The organism is Saprospiraceae bacterium (genome assembly GCA_016713025.1).
Lineage (GTDB): Bacteria > Bacteroidota > Bacteroidia > Chitinophagales > Saprospiraceae > OLB9.
Window position 1 is genome coordinate 3,174,732 of sequence record JADJPZ010000004.1, and the last position, 18,711, is coordinate 3,193,442.

Annotated in this window: 27 protein-coding genes and 1 tRNA gene; 6 read left to right on the forward strand and 22 right to left on the reverse strand. The window is 37.8% G+C overall.

What is annotated here, in order from left to right; all coding sequences use genetic code 11:
- Position 1: 1 nt before the first annotated feature.
- The 21 genes from IPK35_19865 to IPK35_19965 form a co-directional block, all read right to left on the reverse strand.
- Entirely contained in the window at positions 2-346 is a 345-nt protein-coding gene (locus tag IPK35_19865; protein MBK8055461.1) for a 50S ribosomal protein L18, read from the reverse strand.
- A gap of 24 nt (positions 347-370) precedes the next feature.
- Complete coding sequence (rplF, locus tag IPK35_19870; GenBank protein MBK8055462.1) at positions 371-928, reverse strand: 50S ribosomal protein L6; 558 nt, start codon at positions 926-928, stop codon at positions 371-373.
- 22 nt (positions 929-950) lie between these two features.
- The gene (gene rpsH, locus IPK35_19875; protein MBK8055463.1) at positions 951-1,355 is read right to left on the reverse strand and encodes a 30S ribosomal protein S8; all 405 of its coding nucleotides are present in this window, start codon (positions 1,353-1,355) and stop codon (positions 951-953) included.
- A 32-nt stretch (positions 1,356-1,387) separates the two neighbouring features.
- The gene (gene rpsN / locus IPK35_19880) at positions 1,388-1,657 is read right to left on the reverse strand and encodes a 30S ribosomal protein S14 (protein ID MBK8055464.1); all 270 of its coding nucleotides are present in this window, start codon (positions 1,655-1,657) and stop codon (positions 1,388-1,390) included.
- A gap of 6 nt (positions 1,658-1,663) precedes the next feature.
- Positions 1,664-2,212, reverse strand: coding sequence for a 50S ribosomal protein L5 (gene rplE, locus IPK35_19885; protein ID MBK8055465.1), 549 nt, complete (start codon positions 2,210-2,212; stop codon positions 1,664-1,666).
- Positions 2,213-2,220: 8 nt separating this feature from the next.
- Positions 2,221-2,526: a 50S ribosomal protein L24 gene (gene rplX / locus IPK35_19890; GenBank protein MBK8055466.1), complete on the reverse strand. Its 306-nt coding sequence runs from the start codon at positions 2,524-2,526 to the stop codon at positions 2,221-2,223.
- A 44-nt stretch (positions 2,527-2,570) separates the two neighbouring features.
- The gene (gene rplN / locus IPK35_19895; GenBank protein MBK8055467.1) at positions 2,571-2,936 is read right to left on the reverse strand and encodes a 50S ribosomal protein L14; all 366 of its coding nucleotides are present in this window, start codon (positions 2,934-2,936) and stop codon (positions 2,571-2,573) included.
- A 15-nt stretch (positions 2,937-2,951) separates the two neighbouring features.
- Entirely contained in the window at positions 2,952-3,209 is a 258-nt protein-coding gene (rpsQ, locus tag IPK35_19900) for a 30S ribosomal protein S17 (protein MBK8055468.1), read from the reverse strand.
- A 19-nt stretch (positions 3,210-3,228) separates the two neighbouring features.
- Complete coding sequence (gene rpmC / locus IPK35_19905; GenBank protein ID MBK8055469.1) at positions 3,229-3,483, reverse strand: 50S ribosomal protein L29; 255 nt, start codon at positions 3,481-3,483, stop codon at positions 3,229-3,231.
- A gap of 19 nt (positions 3,484-3,502) precedes the next feature.
- Positions 3,503-3,922 carry a 50S ribosomal protein L16 gene (gene rplP / locus IPK35_19910; GenBank protein ID MBK8055470.1) on the reverse strand — a complete coding sequence of 140 codons (420 nt, stop codon included), beginning with the start codon at positions 3,920-3,922 and terminating at the stop codon, positions 3,503-3,505.
- A gap of 71 nt (positions 3,923-3,993) precedes the next feature.
- Entirely contained in the window at positions 3,994-4,812 is an 819-nt protein-coding gene (gene rpsC, locus IPK35_19915) for a 30S ribosomal protein S3 (protein MBK8055471.1), read from the reverse strand.
- An 18-nt stretch (positions 4,813-4,830) separates the two neighbouring features.
- Positions 4,831-5,187: a 50S ribosomal protein L22 gene (gene rplV, locus IPK35_19920; protein MBK8055472.1), complete on the reverse strand. Its 357-nt coding sequence runs from the start codon at positions 5,185-5,187 to the stop codon at positions 4,831-4,833.
- A 31-nt stretch (positions 5,188-5,218) separates the two neighbouring features.
- Entirely contained in the window at positions 5,219-5,485 is a 267-nt protein-coding gene (gene rpsS, locus IPK35_19925) for a 30S ribosomal protein S19 (protein ID MBK8055473.1), read from the reverse strand.
- 13 nt (positions 5,486-5,498) lie between these two features.
- Positions 5,499-6,320, reverse strand: coding sequence for a 50S ribosomal protein L2 (gene rplB / locus IPK35_19930; protein ID MBK8055474.1), 822 nt, complete (start codon positions 6,318-6,320; stop codon positions 5,499-5,501).
- A 27-nt stretch (positions 6,321-6,347) separates the two neighbouring features.
- On the reverse strand, positions 6,348-6,650 hold the full coding sequence (gene rplW / locus IPK35_19935; GenBank protein MBK8055475.1) for a 50S ribosomal protein L23: 303 nt from the start codon (positions 6,648-6,650) through the stop codon (positions 6,348-6,350).
- Positions 6,651-6,662: 12 nt separating this feature from the next.
- Positions 6,663-7,292 (reverse strand): 50S ribosomal protein L4, encoded by a 630-nt coding sequence (rplD, locus tag IPK35_19940; GenBank protein MBK8055476.1) that lies wholly within the window; start codon positions 7,290-7,292, stop codon positions 6,663-6,665.
- Between the two features lie 5 nt (positions 7,293-7,297).
- Positions 7,298-7,918, reverse strand: coding sequence for a 50S ribosomal protein L3 (rplC, locus tag IPK35_19945; protein ID MBK8055477.1), 621 nt, complete (start codon positions 7,916-7,918; stop codon positions 7,298-7,300).
- A gap of 78 nt (positions 7,919-7,996) precedes the next feature.
- Positions 7,997-8,305 carry a 30S ribosomal protein S10 gene (gene rpsJ / locus IPK35_19950; GenBank protein MBK8055478.1) on the reverse strand — a complete coding sequence of 103 codons (309 nt, stop codon included), beginning with the start codon at positions 8,303-8,305 and terminating at the stop codon, positions 7,997-7,999.
- Positions 8,306-8,445: 140 nt separating this feature from the next.
- On the reverse strand, positions 8,446-10,605 hold the full coding sequence (gene fusA / locus IPK35_19955) for an elongation factor G (GenBank protein ID MBK8055479.1): 2,160 nt from the start codon (positions 10,603-10,605) through the stop codon (positions 8,446-8,448).
- Between the two features lie 57 nt (positions 10,606-10,662).
- The gene (rpsG, locus tag IPK35_19960; protein ID MBK8055480.1) at positions 10,663-11,130 is read right to left on the reverse strand and encodes a 30S ribosomal protein S7; all 468 of its coding nucleotides are present in this window, start codon (positions 11,128-11,130) and stop codon (positions 10,663-10,665) included.
- Between the two features lie 36 nt (positions 11,131-11,166).
- Entirely contained in the window at positions 11,167-11,541 is a 375-nt protein-coding gene (locus tag IPK35_19965) for a 30S ribosomal protein S12 (GenBank protein MBK8055481.1), read from the reverse strand.
- Positions 11,542-12,239: 698 nt separating this feature from the next.
- Between IPK35_19965 and pdxA the strand changes: the two genes are divergently transcribed.
- Both pdxA and IPK35_19975 read left to right on the forward strand, forming a co-directional pair.
- On the forward strand, positions 12,240-13,301 hold the full coding sequence (pdxA, locus tag IPK35_19970) for a 4-hydroxythreonine-4-phosphate dehydrogenase PdxA (GenBank protein ID MBK8055482.1): 1,062 nt from the start codon (positions 12,240-12,242) through the stop codon (positions 13,299-13,301).
- Positions 13,302-13,319: 18 nt separating this feature from the next.
- On the forward strand, positions 13,320-13,946 hold the full coding sequence (locus IPK35_19975) for a LysE family transporter (protein ID MBK8055483.1): 627 nt from the start codon (positions 13,320-13,322) through the stop codon (positions 13,944-13,946).
- Between the two features lie 162 nt (positions 13,947-14,108).
- Here IPK35_19975 and IPK35_19980 read toward each other — a convergent pair.
- Positions 14,109-14,179: transfer RNA gene (locus tag IPK35_19980), tRNA-Gln, on the reverse strand.
- Between the two features lie 360 nt (positions 14,180-14,539).
- Between IPK35_19980 and miaB the strand changes: the two genes are divergently transcribed.
- From miaB to IPK35_20000, 4 genes are read left to right on the forward strand one after another with little or no spacing between them, the layout of a single operon-like run.
- Complete coding sequence (gene miaB / locus IPK35_19985; protein ID MBK8055484.1) at positions 14,540-15,973, forward strand: tRNA (N6-isopentenyl adenosine(37)-C2)-methylthiotransferase MiaB; 1,434 nt, start codon at positions 14,540-14,542, stop codon at positions 15,971-15,973.
- Positions 15,974-15,984: 11 nt separating this feature from the next.
- On the forward strand, positions 15,985-16,602 hold the full coding sequence (locus IPK35_19990; GenBank protein ID MBK8055485.1) for a Uma2 family endonuclease: 618 nt from the start codon (positions 15,985-15,987) through the stop codon (positions 16,600-16,602).
- Between the two features lie 25 nt (positions 16,603-16,627).
- On the forward strand, positions 16,628-17,896 hold the full coding sequence (locus tag IPK35_19995; GenBank protein ID MBK8055486.1) for a sigma-54-dependent Fis family transcriptional regulator: 1,269 nt from the start codon (positions 16,628-16,630) through the stop codon (positions 17,894-17,896).
- 3 nt (positions 17,897-17,899) lie between these two features.
- Entirely contained in the window at positions 17,900-18,706 is an 807-nt protein-coding gene (locus IPK35_20000; GenBank protein MBK8055487.1) for an aminotransferase class IV, read from the forward strand.
- Positions 18,707-18,711: the final 5 nt, after the last annotated feature.

The window sequence follows — 18,711 nt, forward strand, 5'->3', positions numbered from 1 at the left end:
TTTAAAAAATTAAACCACCTTCTCTGGCTCCATCAGCCAAAGACTTAACTCTGCCATGATACAAGTATCCGCCTCGGTCAAAAACTATTTTTTCAATTCCGGCAGCTTTTGCTTTTGAAGCAAGAATCTTACCTACCTCTGCAGCGACGGTAATTTTTGTACCAGCTACTTTTAGTCCTTTTGATGATGCGGCAGCAATTGTTACTCCATTTACATCATCAATTAACTGGCAATAAATCTCTTTATTGCTTCTAAATACAGACAATCTTGGCTTTTGGCTGACACCGCTAACCTTTTTTCTGATTCTATATTTGACTCTTGTCCTATTATATAATTTACTGTCCATTTTTGATGGCTTTGTATTATTTGATTATTTTTTACCTGATGTTTTCCCTGCTTTTCTTCTGATACTCTCGCCAGTAAATTTGATACCTTTTCCTTTATAAGGTTCCGGTTTCCTGTAAGTGCGTATTTTAGCACATACCTGCCCCAAAAGCTGTTTGTCTGATCCTTCCATGATAATGGTTGGGTTTTCACCCTTTTCCATTTTTGTTGTAAGTTTGATTTCAGACGGGATCATAAAATATATAGGGTGAGAGTATCCGACTAGCAATTCCAGAAGATTGCCTGTATTATTCACACGATATCCAACACCCACTAATTCCATTTGTTTGGAAAATCCAGAAGAAACTCCCGTCACCATATTGTTAATAAGTGATCTCGAAAGTCCATGCACTTCTCTATGTCTCTTTTGATCAGTTGGTCTTTCTACACTTAGAGTACCATCTTCAATTTTGATATTCAATTCAGGATTTATTTGTTCAGATAAAGTACCTTTGGCACCTTTTACTGTCACAAAGTTACCTTTACTTACATCCACTGATACACCCGAAGGTATGCTAATTACAGCTTTGCCAATTCTAGACATGACTATAAATAATTATTTTAAATTAATAAATATAACAGATCAATTCACCCCCGATATTCTCTTTTCTAGCCTGTTTGTCGGTCATTAATCCTCTTGAGGTAGAAACAATAGAAATACCTAGCCCGTTGATGATCTTTGGTATTTCTTTAGAACCTGAATACTGACGTAGACCTGAAGTAGATATTCTTCCCAATTCTCTGATTACAGGTTTTTTTGTGACAGGATCATACTTTAAAGCAATACTGATCACTCCCTGTTTTCCGGCAGCATCATCAAATTTGTATTTGAGTATGTAACCATGATCATAAAGTATCTCAGTGATAGACTTTTTCATGTTGGATGAAGGAATCTCCACTATTTTATGACCTGCCATCTGTGCATTTCTGATTCTGGTCAAATAATCTGCAATTGGATCTGTTACTATCATTTTTTGAAAACTAAATTCTATGTTATAAATTATTACCAGCTTGCTTTTGTGATACCCGGAATAAGACCTTCATTTGCCATTTTCCTGAAGGTCACACGGTTGATTCCAAATCGTCTCATGTATCCTTTAGGTCTTCCTGTAAGTTTACATCTATTGTGTAAGCGTACTTTAGAAGAATTTTTTGGTAATTTATCAAGGGCTTCATAATCGCCTGCTTCTTTAAGTTTTTTCCTCAAATCAGCATATTTAGCTACTAATCTTTCTCTTTTTATTTCTCTTGCTATAACGGATTTTCTAGCCATGGAAAGTTAATTCTTTTGATTTTTAAAAGGTAATCCTAACTCTTTTAGCAAAGCCAGGGCTTCAGCATCAGTTTTGGCAGTTGTAACAAAGCTTATGTCCATACCTGTGATCTTATTTACTTTGTCAATGTCAATCTCCGGGAAGATAATTTGTTCTTTAACACCCAGAGAATAATTTCCTCTTCCGTCAAAACTCTTGTCATTTATGCCTTTAAAGTCTCTTACTCGTGGTAATGCCACCGTAATAAGTCTATCAAGGAATTCATACATCTTCTTATTTCTGAGTGTTACTCTTGCACCTATAGGCATAAACTCTCTCAACTTAAAATTCGAAATAGACTTGGAGGCAATTGTTGAAACAGCCTTTTGACCTGTAATGGTAGTCATCTCGTTTAATGCATTATCGACAAGTTTTTTGTCCTGGGTAGCAGAACCAACACCCTGATTGATACATATCTTTTCAAGTCTAGGCACCTGCATGACAGTCTTATATCCAAATTGTTCATTCAATTTGGAGACGATCTCTTCCCTGTATTTCTGCTTAAGTCTAGGTATATAACTCATTACTTGATAATTTCTCCTGATTTTTTTGAATATCTTACCGATTTCCCATCCACCACTTTTCTGCCAATTCTTGTAGGCAACCCTGATTTAGGATCAATAAGCTTAAGGTTTGAAATATGAATAGGTGCTTCCATCTCATTTATCCCCCCAGGATTGTCCTGAGTAGATTTGATATGTTTTTTGACCATATTAACACCATCCACAATTGCACGATTTTCTTTTGGGATCACCAATTTAACTTCACCTTTAAGTCCTTTATTGGATCCAGCGATAACCATTACATTATCCCCTTTCTTTATATGCAATTTTGGTGCAAATCTTTTTGAATCAGTCATGATATAAAATTTTATTAGAGCACTTCGGGTGCTAATGATACAATACGCATATAATCACGATCTCTCAACTCTCTGGCCACAGGTCCGAATATACGGCTTCCTCTTGGCTCATCTGCAGCATTCAGAAGTACAACCGCATTATCATCAAATCTGATATATGAACCATCTTTTCTTCTGATTTCTTTGCTGGTCCTGACAATAACTGCTTTAGTTACAGTACCTTTTTTAATACCGGTAGGTGTAGCTGACTTCACAGCTACGACGATTTTGTCACCAACTGATGCATATCTTCGTCTTGTTCCACCTAATACACGGATACAAAGAACCTCTTTCGCTCCGCTGTTATCTGCAACTTTTAATCTTGACTCTGTTTGGATCATGACTAGTTAATTTAATTATTTCGCTTTTTCAACAATTTCAACAAGTCTCCAGCTCTTCATTTTACTTAAGGGCCTGGTTTCTGTAATTTTTACAGTATCACCTTCGGTACACTCATTGTTTTCGTCGTGAACAAAGAATTTTTTTGACTTCTTCACGAATTTACCATAAATAGGGTGTTTCAATTTTCTTTCAATCAAAACAGTCACTGTTTTATCCATTTTAGCACTGGATACCACGCCTATTCTTATTTTGTTTAATAAATTTTCAGTCATTGGACTTATTATTTTATGATTACTTTCTTCTGAATCTGATTTTTGATCTCTTAGCAAGATCTTCAGCAGACATAGCCTTCAATTCTCTGTCTCTCAACTCAGTTTGCAGTCTTGCTACATCCTTCCTAAGATTTTTTAATTCCAATGGATTTTCCAAACCTTTAGCACCATGATCAAATTTCATTCGATTCAGGTCAGTCATTGACTGGCGAAGCTCAGTTCCAATAGATTCGACAGACATTGTCTGCAACTCTAAAAATTTTTTTGATGCCATAATCAGCTAACTTTTTATATTATTCGCTATAATCTACTCTAACAACTGTTTTTGTCAATACAGGTAATTTTTGAGCTGCCAGTCTTAATGCTTCCACCGCAATTTCCGCTGGTACACCGTCAATTTCAAACATTATTTTACCTGGTTTAATAACTGCTACCCAATGATCTAAGGCTCCTTTACCCTTACCCATACGCACTTCCTGAGGCTTCTTGGTGATAGGTTTGTCCGGAAATATTCTGATCCAAACCTTTCCTTCCCTTTTCATATATCTGGTCATGGCAATCCTTGCAGACTCAAGTTGTCTGTTTGTAATTCTGCCAATCTCCATGGACTTTAGAGCAAATGAACCAAAAGATATTGTGCTACCCTTAACGGCTATACCTTTGGGGTTCATTTTATGCTGTTTTCTGTACCTCGTTCTTTTTGGTTGTAACATATCTGTTATCGTTTAAAACTTTACCTTTTTCAAAAAGTGGCGCAAAGGTAATATAAATTTACAAAATAATTTTATCTTTTTCTATTTCCTCCTTGTCCACCCTGTCCGCCTTGACCTCCTCTTCTGTCTCCACCACGTCTTTCATTTCTATCTCCTCTTTCTCCTCTACCGCCTCGGTGGTCTCCTCTATCTCCTCTTTCTCTATTTTCTCCTCCACCATCTGTATTAGCTTTGCCCGCTGTTACATTTGGCGAAAGGTCTCTTTTCTCAAGCACTTCACCTTTACATATCCAGGTTTTTATCCCGATTTTACCATAAACTGTCAATGCTTCCTTGATGGAGTAATCTATATCTGCTCTGAATGTATGCAATGGAGTTCTGCCATCTTTAAACTCTTCACTTCTCGCCATCTCTGCACCATTAAGTCTGCCGCTTACTCTGACCTTGATACCTTCAGCACCTGCTCTTATTGCAGATTGGATACCCATTTTAATGGCTCTTTTATAGTTTATTCTGGATTCGATCTGCTTTGCAATAGTTTCACCAACTATAGCAGAATCTAATTCAGGACGTCGGATTTCGATTATATTGATCTGAACATCTTTACTGGTGAGTTTTTTCAACTCTTCTTTAATCCTATCTACTTCCTGACCACCTTTACCAATGATGATACCCGGTCTTGAAGTGTGCATAGTAACGGTGATTCTTTTAAGCGTTCTTTCAATTACAATTTTTGAAAGACCACCTTTCTGAATTCGAGCGTTCAGGTAAACTCTGATTTGTTCGTCTTCTACGACTTTCTGACCAAACTCTTTACCACCAAACCAACTTGAATCCCATCCTCTGATGATACCAAGTCTGTTTCCTATTGGATTTGTCTTTTGACCCATGAACTGATGTTTTATATTTTAATCTTGGATTTCTAATTTATTCTCGACCACTAGTGTTACATGGTTCATTCTTTTTCTGATTCTGTTAGCCCTTCCATGGGGTGCCGGTCTGAATCTCTTAAGTACTGAACCACCATCAACGAAGGCAGTTTTGACAAACAATCTATAATCTTCAGGACTTGCCACTTCAGTCTTTGAAGCCCAATTGGATACTGCCGACAATAAAAGTTTTTCAACCCATCCAGCTGCTTCCTTGTTTGTATATTTCAATATATTAAGGGCATCATCTACGGATTTGCCTCTGATATTGTCAACCACCAATCGCATCTTTCGAGCTGACATCGGACAATTTCTAAGTTTTGCATGTGCCTCCATTTCTACTATTTTTCGCTTTTGCTAATTCTTGTTATTTTTTATTACCACTATGACCTCTGAATGTTCTGGTCAAGGAAAACTCTCCCAACTTGTGACCTACCATGTTTTCTGTCACAAATACAGGGATGAAAGTCTTTCCATTGTGAACTGCAATTGTTTGACCTATCATATCAGGTATAATCATTGAAGCTCTCGACCATGTCTTAATCACAGATTTTTTATTACTTTCAGTTGCTTTCACGACTTTTTCGTAAAGCTTGTGATATACATAAGGTCCTTTTTTTATTGATCTAGCCATTTGCTGATAATGATTACTTACGTTTTGAAATAATTAATCTACTTGAAGCCTTCTTAACGCTTCTGGTTTTCTGTCCTTTTGCCATGATGCCGGTTCTGGATCTTGGATGCCCTCCTGAAGCCCTACCTTCACCTCCACCCATCGGGTGATCTACCGGGTTCATTGCTACCCCTCTTACTCTTGATCTCTTGCCCAACCATCTGGTTTTACCCGCTTTTCCCATTACTTCCAGCCCATGATCAGGGTTTGAAGCACGTCCGATGACAGCTTTGCAAGTCAACAATACTCTTCTTACTTCGCCTGATGGCAATTTTACTATGGCATACTTACCTTCACGTCCGACCATTGTCGCATATGTACCTGCGCTTCTTGCTAAAGCTGCACCTTTGCCAGGTGACATTTCGATAGCATGAATATCAGCTCCTAATGGGATTGAAGAAAAGTATAAAGCATTTCCAGTATCAGGAGTAGCATCTTTGCCAGACATAATAGCATCACCTACTTTAATCTTGTCGGGAGCTATAATATATCTTTTTTCTCCATCAGCATACACCAATAAGGCTATAAATGATGTTCTGTTTGGATCATACTCTATGGAAACAACCTTAGCCGGAATACCTTCTTTATCTCTTTTGAAGTCGATAATTCTGTATTTTTGTTTATTTCCGCCTCCAATTTGACGCATTGTCATTTTCCCATCATGGTTCCTTCCACCGGATTTTGACTTACCTACTGTGAGGCTTTTTTCCGGTTTGGAAGTAGTCAATTCCGAATAATCGACCTGAACTTTTTGTCTCAGGCCCGGAGTGATTGGGTTAAATTTTTTAATTGCCATAGCGATTAATTTTTTATAATTATCTGCTTACTCTTCTGAACTGTTATAAATATCAAGGCTCTCTCCCTCAGCCAGAGTAACATAAGCCTTCTTGTAAGAACTTACCTTGCCTCTGATGACTCCTGATCTGGTATTTCGTGATTTCATTCTTGCAGGAACAATCACTGTATTGACAGCCAACACGTTAGTAGAGAACATTGCTTCCACAGCTTTTTTAATCTCTAATTTGTTGGCATTTTTGTCAACTACGAATGTGTACTGATTTCCTTTTGCTGTAAGGGACTCAGATTTTTCGGAGATAACCGGTTTTATTAATATATTTCCAGACATATCTTAACTATTTTATTGCTCCTGAAAAGCAGATTTAAGTTTATTTATTGAATTTTCAGAAATCAAAAGAACATCAGCTCCAATAATATCATAAGTATTGGCATCATTTACAAATCTCACCTGACTCTTAGGAAGGTTTCTTCCTGATAGGTAGACATTTGAATTGATCTCTGCTGTCAGTAATAATGATTTTCCATCCACTTTCAAGTTTTCAAGGATTCTTTTGTATTCTTTGGTACTTGGAGCAGCAAGATTGAAATCTTCGACTACAATCATTGAACCTGAAGCGACTTTGTCAGAATAAGCAGAATATCTTGCAAGTTCTTTGACTTTTTTATTCAGTTTGAATGAATAATTACGTGGTTTAGGTCCAAATGTACGTCCACCACCTCTGAAAACAGGGCTCTTCATAGAACCTGCTCTTGCAGTACCTGTTCCCTTTTGTCTTTTCAACTTTTTAGTTGTTCTTGAGATCTCCCACTTTTCTTTAGCTTTGTGAGTACCTTGTCTTTGTGCAGCAAGATATTGTTTTACAGCAAGATATACCGCATGAGGATTTGGTTCTACACCAAATATTTCTTCAGGAAGTTCTACACTTCTTCCTGTACTGCCACCTTGTATATTTAGAACATCTAGTTTCATCATCCTTACTTTTCAATAATTACATAAGAACCTTTGTGACCAGGAACAGCTCCTTGAATAAGGATAATGTTCATTTCCGGTAAAAGCTTAACAATTTTTAAATTTTTAGTCTTCACTCTTTCATTTCCAACTCTTCCTGCCATACGCACTCCTTTGAAAACCCGTGAAGGCCATGCTGAAGCACCTACTGATCCCGGAGCTCTCAATCTATTATGCTGTCCGTGGGTAGCTTGTCCAACTCCGTTAAAGTTATGTCTTTTTACGACACCCATAAAACCCTTACCTTTGGAAGTTCCTATGGCACTAACTTTATCTCCTTCATTGAATATATCACCAATATTGACCTCTTCGCCCAAAGCCCTATCCAATGGATAATCTCTGAACTCGACTACTTCCTGTTTGGGTGAAGTGCCTGCCTTTTCAAAATGGCCCTGAAGCGCCTTTGAAGTGTTTTTTACCTTTGCTTCACCATAACTCAGTTGAATGGCATCATATCCATCTGTCTCCACCGACTTAACCTGAGTGACGATATTAGACTGGGCCTCGATGACTGTGCAAGCAATATTTTTGCCACTCGCATCGAAAATACTGGTCATACCAAACTTTTTTCCTATTAATCCGTTCATGATTAAATTTTTAAAAAGATTCAGGAAACTACCTGATATCTATACTTCAGAATCTAAAAAATAAATAAAATCCAGCGATTAAGTGAGCTTCACCTGGATATCCACACCACTAGGAAGTTCTAGTTTTGACAATGCGTCAACTGTCTTCTGGGTTGGTGTAAAAATCTCGATGATGCGTTTGTGGGTCCTTAGCTGGAACTGCTCACGAGATTTTTTATTTACATGCGGGGAACGCAATACTGTAAATACTTCTTTCTCTGTTGGCAGCGGAATCGGACCGGAAATAACAGCACCGCTGTTTTTGACCGTTTTTACAATCTTTTCAGTACTTTTATCTACCAAATTGTGATCGTAAGAGCGGAGTTTTATCCTGATTTTTTGATTCATAACCTAATGTTAAATTTCACTCTATTTTTAAGAGGCCGCAAAGATAATACTATTTTGAATATCTCAGCAACAATTAATAAAAAATATTTAATAAAAAAATGATTCTTGATTCAATCATCAAAAATCATTTCAGAATGCTTTTAAGCTTTAGCGCCTTTTGCTTTTTCGATGACAGCGTCAGCGATGCCTTTTGGTGCCGGCGAATAATGGCTAAACTCCATACTACTGCTTGCTCTTCCAGAGGTGATGGTACGCAATTGAGTCACATATCCAAACATCTCAGCCAACGGAACTTCAGCTGCAATAGCTACTGCCCCACCTGATCTTGCTTCCTGTCCTTTTGGAAGTCCTCTCCTTCTGTTGAGGTCACCTATTACACTACCAACATATTCATCAGGCGAAACCACTTCAAGCTTCATGATTGGCTCAAGTAAAACCGGACTACATTTTTTGGAAGCTTCCTTGAAACCTTCTTTTGCACAAAGTTCAAAAGCAAGTGGCTTTGAGTCAACAGCGTGAGTCTGACCATCATAAAGTCTTACTTTCATACTGTCTATATGGTAACCTGCCAAAATACCATTGTCCATCATGGAATTAAACCCTTTGACGATAGAAGCAAAGTATTCTTTCGGAACTGATCCACCAAAAATATCATTGACAAACTGAAGCTTTGTTTTACCAGATTTAAAATCTTCTGATTCTAAAAACTTCTCATCTGCCGGCCCTAATTCAAATGACATCTGAGCAAAAAGTCCAGAACCTCCAGATTGCTTTTTAAGCCTTTCAGTATGTTCGACACTTGAAGTGAGTGCTTCTTTATAGTTGACCTGAGGAGCTCCTTCATTCACTTCCACTTTAAACTCTCTTCTCAAACGATCTACAATGATTTCAAGGTGTAATTCACCCATACCACTGATAACTGTCTGATTGGTCTCTTCATCATATTTTACTCTGAACGTCGGATCTTCCTCTGAAAGTTTATTGAGTGCCATACCCAACTTATCCAGATCTTTTTGTGTCTTTGGCTCAATAGCAAGACCAATAACAGGCTCAGGAAATACCATACTTTCAAGCACGATTGGATGCGCTTCTTCACAAAGTGTATCTCCAGTTCTGATATCTTTAAATCCAACTCCAGCGGCAATATCACCTGCCTCAACACGCTCAATGGCGTTTTGTTTATTAGCATGCATTTGATACAATCTGGAAATTCTTTCTTTATTATTTGACCTTGTGTTGAGTACATATGACCCGGCATCCAATCCACCAGAGTAAACGCGCATAAATGCTAATCTACCTACATATGGATCTGTAGCTATTTTGAAAGCAAGTGCTGCAAAAGGATCAGTGACTATCGGTCTTCTGACTTCTTCTTTTTCTGTTTTGGGATTAGTACCGGTGATACCTGCTGTATCTGTTGGCGAAGGCAAAAATGCACAGACGGCATCAAGTACGGCCTGAACTCCTTTATTTTTAAATGCTGAACCACACATCACAGGTGTAAATGCAAGATCCATTACGGCTGCTCTTACAGCTGCATTGATTTCAGGTACGGTGATTGAATCCGGATCTTCAAAGAATTTTTCCATCAGTTCTACGTCATACTCGGCAACTGCTTCTATCAGCTTAGCTCTGTACTCTGCAACGGTATCCGCTATATCAGCAGGTATATCAATTACTTTGTAAGTCATACCCTGATCTTCTTCATTCCACACCATGGCGATGTTGGTGATCAGGTCTACTGCTCCTTTAAATTTTTCTTCTGCTCCTATCGGAACTTGTAAAGGAATAGCATTGGCTCCGAGTTTTTCTTTGATATCATTTACTACATTGAAGAAATCAGCTCCAGATCTATCCATCTTGTTGACGAAAGCAATACTAGGAACTCGATACCTTTCTGCTAATCTCCAGTTAGTCTCAGACTGAGGCTCAACACCATCAACAGCACTGAAAAGGAAAACCAGTCCATCAAGTACTCTAAGAGACCGGTTTACTTCTACAGTAAAATCCACGTGACCTGGAGTATCGATGATGTTAAAATGGTATTGTTTAGTTTCAGGAAGGGATTGACCTTGAGTGGTAGGATAATTCCAGTTACAAGTAGTAGCTGCTGAAGTGATGGTGATACCTCTCTCCTGCTCCTGTTCCATCCAGTCCATAGTAGCAGCACCATCATGCACCTCTCCTATTTTATGACTTATGCCTGTATAGTACAGAATCCTTTCTGTTGTTGTAGTTTTACCCGCATCAATGTGAGCTGCGATACCTATATTTCTGGTATATTTAAGATCTTTTGCCATGATTATATGGTTATAAAGATTTTATTCTTTTTTAAAAAAATATGTTTCTAAGAAAAATTATGCTTTGAAGTGTGCAAATGCTCTGTTGGCTTCAGCCATTCTATGAGTATCTTCTCTCCTTTTTACGGCTGCACCTTCGCCTTTGCTTGCTGCAATAGTTTCTGCTGACAGTTTTTCTGCCATTCCTTTACCACTGCGGGCACGTGAAAATCTAATCAACCACTTCATTCCTATTGACATTCGTCTTGACGGTCTTATTTCAGTAGGTATCTGAAAAGTAGCTCCTCCTATTCTCTTACTTCTTACTTCAACAGCGGGCATTACATTTTCAAGAGCTTTTTTCCATACTTCATGTGGATTTTCGCTTGTTCTGCCTTCTACTTTGTCCAAAGCATCATAAAAAATACCGTAAGAAATGCTTTTTTTGCCTTCCCACATCATGTTGTTAACAAACTGAGTTACCATAGGATCACTATACCTTGGATCTGGAGTAATAACTCGCTTTTTTGGCTTTCTTTTTCTCATCTTTCGATAATATTATTATATACAGTCTAAGTTATATTATTTTTTAGGGGCTTTTGCTCCATATTTAGATCTACTTTGAAGTCTTTTTGCCACACCAGCCGTGTCTAAAGCACCACGAACGATAGTATATCGTACACCCGGAAGATCCTTAACCCTGCCACCTCTTACCAATACGATAGAGTGTTCCTGAAGATTGTGACCTTCACCAGGAATGTAAGCGATAACTTCAATGCCATTGGTCATTCTGACCTTAGCTACTTTACGAAGAGCTGAATTTGGTTTCTTAGGCGTCGTAGTATATACTCTGGTACAAACCCCTCTCTTCTGAGGACATGAATCCAAAGCTCTTGATTTACTCGCTACTACTACTTTTTCTCTACCTTTTCTTACTAACTGATTAATAGTTGGCATATATGAAAATTTATATAAAATAAAGATTATTTATGAAGAAAAAATACTCCTTCTTCAAAAAGAGACGCAAAGGTATTATTATTTTGCTTACGGAGAATATTTTTTTGGAATATTTTTTCAATAAATTACTGAAATTTAATATGTTCTGACGATCTCAGGCTTATAGCATGGTTGTTTTGGTTGTGTTGTTCTTGTCATTTAAAAAAATCATATATATAAACATCTGAATTTATGGAGTTGATACATTTAAAAAAATACTCCTTTTGAAATTTGTACTTTATGAGTCAGATATTTTAATTTTTTAGAGTGTCGGTTATTGTTCATTGCCGGGATGAGGTAACTCGATACTTTATACTTTTAGGAGTTTGGCAAATTTATGTATAAAATGCCAACACAATACTGATGTTTAGTGAATACAAAATATTTTGCAAAGTATTCAAATCACAAGTTATTAATATTCAAATAATTGCGATTTTTAATTATTGCATTTAATGTTTGTATAACAAACTGCACAAATTCAATTTTTCTTCCTCGCTACCCTCATTCCCTTGAGGGACGACCTGCCCAATTCAACCATGTTTTTACCGTTTATTTAAAAGAATTCTAAAAAAGTGCAATTTGTTATACATACGCATTTCATTTTCTGAGGATGGTAAACAGATTTTTAGCTACATTTGCGGTTTATTTTAAAATCAAAAATCCTTATGGCACTTAAAATAGGAATTACAATAGGCGATATCAATGGTATAGGTACTGAAGTCATAATAAAAGCTTTAGGCAATCCAAATATTTTGAAAACATTTACTCCTGTCATCTATGGCTCTTATAAAGTTCTTTCTTACCATAAGAATATAGTCAAAGATATAAATATCAATTTTCATTCTGTCAGCAATGCTAAACAAGCCATTCCCGGTAAAATAAATCTTGTAAATTGCTGGGATGATAATGTAAATATCACCCTTGGAAAAGCTACATCTGAAGGTGGAAAATATGCGATCATTTCACTGGACAAAGCTCTTTCAGATATTAAGGATGGTAGCATTCAGGGATTAGTCACTGCACCTATCAACAAAAATGCCATGCAGTTGGCTAATTTCACTTATACCGGTCACACAGAATATTTTACTGCCAAGGATGGTGCTGCTCAGAGTCTGATGTTTATGGTTAGTGAAGCTTTGAAAGTGGCTTTGGTCACCAATCATATTCCGGTTTCAAAAGTGGCGTCTTCAATTACCAAAGATCTTATCATTGAAAAAATAAAAATCCTGAATAAAGCATTGATAGAAGATTTTGGATATGAGCGTCCTGTCATTAGTGTTTTGGGATTGAATCCACATGCTTCGGATGATTCGCTGATAGGTGATGAAGAAGAAAAAATAATAAGACCGGCTATCATTGAAGTGAAAAAACAAGGTATATTAGTAAATGGCCCATATGCTGCTGATGGATTTTTTGGAAGTGGATTGTGGAGAAAAGCTGATGCTGTACTTGCGATGTACCATGACCAGGGATTGATACCATTCAAAGCGTTATCATTTGGCACAGGCACCAATGTTACTTCAGGTCTGTCATTTATACGAACATCACCGGATCACGGGACAGCATATGATATAGCCGGAACCAATATGGCGGATGAATCTTCTATGCTGAAAGCAATGTTTACAGCTGTTGAAATGGTCCATCATCGTCAGGAGTATTTTTCTTCGAGAGAAAATGCACTCGTAAGAAGAGAAAAACAAACAGCAGGGCTCAACGAATAGACACTATAAAAAAGTAAAATGCAGTATATTGCCGATGGAGTCATGCTTGGACTCACATTGACCATATTATTGGGACCTATTTTTGTTGCACTTACACAGACAGGTGTTCAGCATGGCTTAAGGGCGGGCATCGCAGTAGGAAGTGGAATATGGATCAGTGATATAATTGTGATCTCGGCATCATACTATTTTATACTTCAATTGACGGAACTAACCCAAGCGGAAAATTTTAAATTTGGTATGGGCCTTGCCGGAGGACTAGTATTGATTGGTTCTGGTCTGATATCTTTTTTCAAATCGCACAAAGGAGATGAATCTACGCCGGCTTTTGATGCCAAATCTTATTTTGGTTATTTTACAAAAGGGTTTGCTGTCAACTTCATCAACCCCTTTACCTTTATATTCTGGATTGGGGTGATGACAAGCTATGTGTCTGCCAAAGGGATAAATGGTATAGAAACCATCTTGCTTTTCGGAACTATAATGGTAACAATTATTATCACAGATTCGCTAAAAGTTATCATGGCGAAGGCCATAAAAAGTCGACTCCAATTGCATCATATTGGCATCTTTACCAAAATAGCAGGAGTATTATTATTTATATTTGGAATAGTACTGATGGTGCGAAGTGGAGTGATATTTTGATCTTTTATTGAATTGAATCATGTAAATGTCATTGCATTGAGGAGCATCCCTCTTTAAACCATTGATTGCGTACCACTGATAGAAAGTTAGCTAAAAATCCACACCTAAAGATCAATAAAAACAAAAATCCCTTGACAATCAATTAGTTATCAAGGGATTTTGTTGACCCACTAGGACTCGAACCTAGAATGACGGTACCAAAAACCGGAGTGTTACCATTACACCATGGGTCAATGTTTCATTTGCGGGTGCAAAGATAAAAATATTGTCTTTAAATTTTATATAGCAGGACATGTTTTTTTTAAAAAAAGTATTTTTGATGGTTAAGTTATTTATAGTGGACAGAAAATATTCTGCGAAATATTTAAATCATAATGTATTGTAAATTAAATAATTATGATTGTATATTTTCGCAATCAATTTTCTGTTTGGTATAAAAAGAAAAATTTTAAAACGGTGATTTTCCTTCTATGTAGCACATTTTATATCTTAAAGAAACAACTACACAATAAAGTGTCTATTATTTCTGTCATTTTGTCATATTTCATCTCAAATTGTTGTAATTTTGCATCCCAAACTTTATATTAAGAAACATGTACGATGACAATGTAACCCTGACCGGAATTAAGAAAGAAATAGATGAAGCCAGACAGGGTGAGGTATTATATCACCAAAATCTGACATCCGCTTCAAGGAAGTTTTATATAGAATCTTATGGTTGTGCTATGAATTTCAGTGATTCAGAGATTGTGGCTTCCATTCTTGCTGAAGATGGTTTTGGCCCTACCAGGATGATGGAAGAAGCTGACCTTATCCTTGTAAATACATGCTCTATCAGGGAAAAGGCAGAAGACACGGTCAGGAATCGTCTCAGAGTATTTAATGCATTGAAGTTGAAAAAGCCGGATATGATGATCGGTGTCTTAGGATGTATGGCCGAGAGACTTAAAGCGAAGCTTCTGGAGCAGGAAAAACTAGTAGATATCGTGGTTGGCCCTGATGCCTACAGAGATTTGCCCAACTTGCTGGCAAAAGTTGATGATGGTGAAAAGGGTATCAATGTATTACTGTCCCGTGAAGAGACGTATTCTGATATTTCTCCATTGAGATTAGACAGTAACGGTATCGTGGGTTTTATATCCATCATGAGAGGATGCGACAATATGTGTTCATTCTGTGTGGTGCCATTTACAAGAGGGAGAGAGCGCAGCAGAGACGCATATTCGATAGTGGCAGAAGCTACAGACCTGTACCAACGGGGCTTCAGAGATGTCACCCTGTTGGGTCAGAATGTTGATTCATACAAATGGACAAATCCAGATGCAGAAGAACATGTCAATTTTGCTCAATTGCTCGAAAGAGTAGCCCTGGTGCACCCGGACCTGAGAGTGAGATTTTCTACCTCCCACCCCAAAGATATCACTAATGAAGTGCTGCACACTATGTCAAGGCATGAAAACATATGCAAGTATATACACTTACCTGTTCAATCCGGCAATAGTCGTATCCTCGATCTGATGAACCGGACTTATGACCGAGAGTGGTATATGGAACGTGTTGAAGCTATTTACAAAATCATACCTGATTGTGCGATTTCATCAGATATCATTTGTGGTTTTTGCACCGAAACAGAGGATGAGCATCAGGAAACCATCTCCATGATCCGTTGGGCGAAATACAGTATGTCGTACATGTTTTTTTACTCCGAACGACCTGGTACTCCGGCAGCTAAAAAATTGATTGATGATATACCTGAAGAGATTAAAAAAAGAAGACTTCAGGAAGTGGTAGATACGCAAATGATGATTTCTCAGCAAGTCAATAAAGCTGATATAGGCAAAACCTTCAAAGTGCTTATCGAAGGAAATAGCAAAAGATCGGATCAGGAGTTTAAAGGACGGAACAGCCAGAACAAAATGATCAATTTTCCAAAGCAGGATGGTCTCAAAGCTGGTGAATATACCTGGGTAAAAGTAACGGATGCTACCTCAGGGTCGCTAAGAGGGGTAATCGTAGAAAAGCCTTAAAAACTCGCACCATGATCACAGACATTAACCAACTCGATCTCAGTAAGACATATTCTTATGCAGATTATCTACTTTGGAGATTTGAGGAGCGTGTAGAATTGATCAAAGGAAAGATATTGAAAATGTCTCCCGCTCCGAGTTCAAAACATCAGAGAACATCGAGTCAAATACATGGTCTTTTATGGACATTCCTTAAAAATAAGTGCAATGTTTATGCAGCACCATTTGATGTGAGATTGCCCATCTCTGAAGATCTCAATATTTCAAAAAAGTATAAAAACAAGGCTAAAAAGCTTCAGGATGGGAAAATACTTACTGTGGTTCAGCCGGATATCACAGTAGTATGTGATCCCGAAAAACTGGATGAAAGAGGTTGTATCGGTGCGCCTGATTTGGTCATAGAAATTCTTTCTCCCGGTAATAAAGATATAGAGCTCAAGGACAAGTTTGAAATATATCAAGAGTCCGGAATAAAAGAGTACTGGATAGTAGAGCCTGATGAATATATATTAGTTTATACCTTACTAAAAGGAAAATATACCGGAAGCAAACCATTTACATCAGGTGAGAAGGTGACATCAACGGTATTGCCCGGAATGTCATTAATTGTTAGTGAAATATTTAGGTAAAAATCAACATTCAAAAAAATTCGATTTGAACATACAGGGAGTTAAACAAAGATTTGGAATCATAGGTCGCTCACCATTACTGGAGAGGGCACTCAACACAGCTATGCGAGTAGCATCGACAGATCTTTCAGTACTCATTCAGGGAGAAAGCGGTGTAGGTAAGGAAGTATTCAGCCGCATCATACATGATTTGTCAGTGCGCAAACATAACAATTTTATAGCCATCAACTGCGGCGCCATCCCGGCTGGTACTATCAACTCCGAGCTTTTCGGACATGAAAAAGGGTCATTTACGGGTGCTTTGGGCGAACGCAAGGGATATTTCGAAACAGTCAATGGCGGCACCATTTTTCTGGATGAGATCGGAGAGATGCCTCTCGATACTCAAGCATATCTGCTGAGGATGCTGGAATCGGGCGAATTTCTGAGAGTGGGCTCTTCCAAGGTACTCACCACTGATGTGCGGGTTATTGCAGCCACTAATGTCAATCTGGAAGAGAAGATTCATTCCGGAAAATTCAGAGAGGATCTTTACTACAGATTGAATACTGTGCCTATCAGAGTGCCTGCCCTACATGAAAGACGTGATGACATCTATATGCTGTTCAGAAAATTTTCAAGTGATTTTGCAGAAAAATATCGTTCAGACTCTATCACCCTGACTCCGGAAGCCAAACTCATACTGGAAAACTACAGGTGGCCCGGAAATATCCGTGAGCTGAAAAATATGGTAGAGCAACTCAGTGTTCTGTCAGAACAAAAAGAGATTGATGCCGAACACCTTATTGAATTGGTACCGCACCTTACTGAAAGATTGCTTCCCAGCAAAAAGTTTGAAAGTGCCCAAAGTGAAGGAGGATTTCATGAAAGAGAGATCATATTTAAGTTTTTACTCGAGATGAAAAGTGATCTAAGTGATCTAAAATCACTCATCTACGAACTGATAAGGACGAATGATCTTACATTGCCGGATATATCAGCACTCAAAAATATGTCTTCTTACAATGCAGAAGCTTTATTTTCGAAAAGCTACCCTACTCCAGGCTCTACAATACGCAATGAAGAATATGAACCTTATGACAATAAACCGATATTGCTGCAAAACAAACAAAACTTCCACCAGACCGATGAAGTGGAAGAAATAAAATCCATTGAAGAAATGGAAAAAGACATGATAAGAAAATCTTTAAAAAAATTTAATAACAGGAGAAAAGATGCTGCAGATGAACTCGGCATTTCGGAAAGAACACTCTACCGCAAAATTAAAGAATACCATATACCTGAAAAACTCTAAATTATGACTTCGTATGCATTTGTAAACGGAAATATAGTACCTTCACATGAAGCCAATGTCAATATCAGCGATATAGGACTATTGCGAGGGTATGGTGTTTTTGATTTTTTCCGTGTAGTCGATGGCAAACCGATTTTCCTGGAAGATTATTTGGATCGATTTGAAAGATCTGTGACAGGGCTCCATCTTACACTTCCTTACACACGACAGTATCTCACCGAAAAAATATACGAAATCATCTCTCTTCATCAGCATCCACTCTTAGGTATAAAACTTTTATGCACAGGAGGTTATTCTCCTGATGGATATACTCCTGCACACTCCAATGTCTTCATGTTGGCCAATCCGTTCAGGTTTCATCCATATGAACAGGGTTTGAAACTGATGACGGTAGATTATTTGCGGGAATTGTATCATATCAAAAGCATAAATTATCTGAAACCTATATCTGTCATACCACAATTAAAAGCTATCGGGGCAGATGATGTATTGTACTACAAAGATGGTCTGATATCAGAATCATCCAGGTCCAATATATTTATGGTAAAAAATGGTATACTTATCACGCCTTCCGATGGTATACTGGAAGGTGTCACCCGCAAGAAAATTTTATCATTCGCACAGGAGGTGTTGCCCCTGGAGGTGAGACCGATAACTGTGGAAGAATTAATGGGAGCTGATGAAGTATTTCTGACTGCAAGCACCAAGAGAATTTCGCCAGTTACGGCCATTGACGATTATTTGTTCGAGAATGGTCCTTTCACCAAAAAACTTTTTGACAGATTGCTTGAAGCAGAAAAAAATTCATAAACCAA

Bases quoted from the DNA above. Each gene is read 5' to 3' on its own strand.
- IPK35_19965 (MBK8055481.1), bottom strand. From the start codon at position 11,541: ATGCCAACTATTAATCAGTTAGTAAGAAAAGGTAGAGAAAAAGTAGTA.
- rpsS (MBK8055473.1), bottom strand. From the start codon at position 5,485: ATGGCTAGATCAATAAAAAAAGGACCTTATGTATATCACAAGCTTTAC.
- rplB (MBK8055474.1), bottom strand. From the start codon at position 6,320: ATGGCAATTAAAAAATTTAACCCAATCACTCCGGGCCTGAGACAAAAA.
- rplW (MBK8055475.1), bottom strand. From the start codon at position 6,650: ATGTCTGGAAATATATTAATAAAACCGGTTATCTCCGAAAAATCTGAG.
- rpmC (MBK8055469.1), bottom strand. From the start codon at position 3,483: ATGGCATCAAAAAAATTTTTAGAGTTGCAGACAATGTCTGTCGAATCT.
- rplF (MBK8055462.1), bottom strand. From the start codon at position 928: ATGTCTAGAATTGGCAAAGCTGTAATTAGCATACCTTCGGGTGTATCA.
- miaB (MBK8055484.1), top strand. From the start codon at position 14,540: ATGTACGATGACAATGTAACCCTGACCGGAATTAAGAAAGAAATAGAT.
- rplD (MBK8055476.1), bottom strand. From the start codon at position 7,292: ATGAAACTAGATGTTCTAAATATACAAGGTGGCAGTACAGGAAGAAGT.
- IPK35_19975 (MBK8055483.1), top strand. From the start codon at position 13,320: ATGCAGTATATTGCCGATGGAGTCATGCTTGGACTCACATTGACCATA.
- IPK35_19990 (MBK8055485.1), top strand. From the start codon at position 15,985: ATGATCACAGACATTAACCAACTCGATCTCAGTAAGACATATTCTTAT.
- rplV (MBK8055472.1), bottom strand. From the start codon at position 5,187: ATGGAGGCACATGCAAAACTTAGAAATTGTCCGATGTCAGCTCGAAAG.
- rpsQ (MBK8055468.1), bottom strand. From the start codon at position 3,209: ATGACTGAAAATTTATTAAACAAAATAAGAATAGGCGTGGTATCCAGT.
- IPK35_19865 (MBK8055461.1), bottom strand. From the start codon at position 346: ATGGACAGTAAATTATATAATAGGACAAGAGTCAAATATAGAATCAGA.
- IPK35_20000 (MBK8055487.1), top strand. From the start codon at position 17,900: ATGACTTCGTATGCATTTGTAAACGGAAATATAGTACCTTCACATGAA.
- rpsN (MBK8055464.1), bottom strand. From the start codon at position 1,657: ATGGCTAGAAAATCCGTTATAGCAAGAGAAATAAAAAGAGAAAGATTA.
- fusA (MBK8055479.1), bottom strand. From the start codon at position 10,605: ATGGCAAAAGATCTTAAATATACCAGAAATATAGGTATCGCAGCTCAC.
- rpsC (MBK8055471.1), bottom strand. From the start codon at position 4,812: ATGGGTCAAAAGACAAATCCAATAGGAAACAGACTTGGTATCATCAGA.
- rplN (MBK8055467.1), bottom strand. From the start codon at position 2,936: ATGATCCAAACAGAGTCAAGATTAAAAGTTGCAGATAACAGCGGAGCG.
- rpsH (MBK8055463.1), bottom strand. From the start codon at position 1,355: ATGATAGTAACAGATCCAATTGCAGATTATTTGACCAGAATCAGAAAT.
- rpsG (MBK8055480.1), bottom strand. From the start codon at position 11,130: ATGAGAAAAAGAAAGCCAAAAAAGCGAGTTATTACTCCAGATCCAAGG.
- rpsJ (MBK8055478.1), bottom strand. From the start codon at position 8,305: ATGAATCAAAAAATCAGGATAAAACTCCGCTCTTACGATCACAATTTG.
- rplP (MBK8055470.1), bottom strand. From the start codon at position 3,922: ATGTTACAACCAAAAAGAACGAGGTACAGAAAACAGCATAAAATGAAC.
- rplC (MBK8055477.1), bottom strand. From the start codon at position 7,918: ATGAACGGATTAATAGGAAAAAAGTTTGGTATGACCAGTATTTTCGAT.